Raw genomic sequence first — 1,397 nt, 5'->3', positions numbered from 1 at the left:
GATTTCAAGTGCATAATACCTTAAAGGGCTATTTCAAGTGTAAAAAAGTCTCAGGAGGCAAAATAGTAATATAAAATTATAATGTTGTATTACTAAAAATCTCAGGAGGCAACTATTTTACAGAGCCATAATAAGCAATAATAAAACAAACATTAAATTTTAGTTGGAATATATTTTTCCCCACCGAACATGAAATCTTTCTTAATAAAAAACTTTTCACCATCTAATAAACCCATGCAATCTAAAACAAAGGGAATATTATTAGGATGCCAAATAACATTATAATCCACATCAAAAGGTAACTCATCAACTCTATCATATAAACCAAGCCCCACAAATTCTTCTGTCACATGAAGATTGATATGATCGATTAATGGCCACAATTTACGCACTTCCGGCTCCCAAAGATGTAAACCATTTGTGAGAGCATTAGTCCTTAAACCAAGATCTTTACTACGTTGCAAAATATTACGAATGTTAGTTAAATCCTGAGCAAAGGGTTCTCCTCCTACAATTGTTATACTATCAATAATGTCTTTATGCTTATCAATATCACTTAAATGAAATGGAGTACAACCACCCATTCCAGACAGTAATGCACGGTTACAACATGTTGCACAACCAAGTGAACAATAGTTAAAGAATATAGCTAGGCTAACATATGGTGGGTCGTCTATAAGTGATGTGTGCCACATATAAACATTATCTATATAATCTCCTCCACTATTATTAACTTTAGCTAATTCTTTTGCATGTGAATTAATATATAATTTATCATAATAATTAAAATCCATTAAATCATCTCCTATTTTTTGATTTAATACATGCTAAAAAGACAGTTGTTCTGACACATGCATTAAAGCAAAAAATAAAATAATAAATAATGGTTTACTAACAAATATCATTGTTCATCTTTTCATCTCTTAAATGGTCAAATCTTTCTTATCCCCTAAACTCTTCAATATCAAGAGAATAAATAACATATATATGCTTCTCAATATTCTAATCTTAAAAATAAAAAAAAGAGTGAAATTTTCTTCAATAGAACAATGTTTTCCTGGAAATACTAATTATTAATGATATTATAATTTTGTCTTTAATCATATATAAATTTTTCTATTTTAAAAAAATTTTAAAAAAAATACCAATTTAAAAATATTGATGAAATAATCGATTTTCAGCAATAAATTTGCTTATACTACTTACTTATACAACTTATATTCCATATTCATAAAATCATGTGTTCAAATTAATTTTTAAAATCAAAACATAAAATATCAAAAAAAATAATCATAAGATAATTTGTCTTTTTATTTTTTAGATATTTATCTTCTTAATTTAAGATATTCTCAATTTTTTGCTTTAATTTTTATTCATTTAAGTTTTTAAATTTATAT

The 1,397-nt window shown here is 25.8% G+C and carries 1 protein-coding gene; it reads right to left on the bottom strand.

Annotated features, from left to right (window positions below):
* Positions 1-152: 152 nt before the first annotated feature.
* Positions 153-794 (bottom strand): 4Fe-4S cluster-binding domain-containing protein, encoded by a 642-nt coding sequence (locus MBCUR_RS02420; RefSeq protein WP_067089776.1) that lies wholly within the window; start codon positions 792-794, stop codon positions 153-155.
* Positions 795-1,397 lie beyond the last annotated feature (603 nt).

The organism is Methanobrevibacter curvatus (assembly GCF_001639295.1).
Classification (GTDB): Archaea; Methanobacteriota; Methanobacteria; order Methanobacteriales; family Methanobacteriaceae; genus Methanoflexus; species Methanoflexus curvatus.
This window is presented reverse-complemented; position numbering and strand designations above follow the sequence as displayed.

Excerpts from the sequence above, each read along its gene's own strand:
- MBCUR_RS02420 (WP_067089776.1), bottom strand. The coding sequence starts at position 794 with ATGGATTTTAATTATTATGATAAATTATATATTAATTCACATGCAAAA.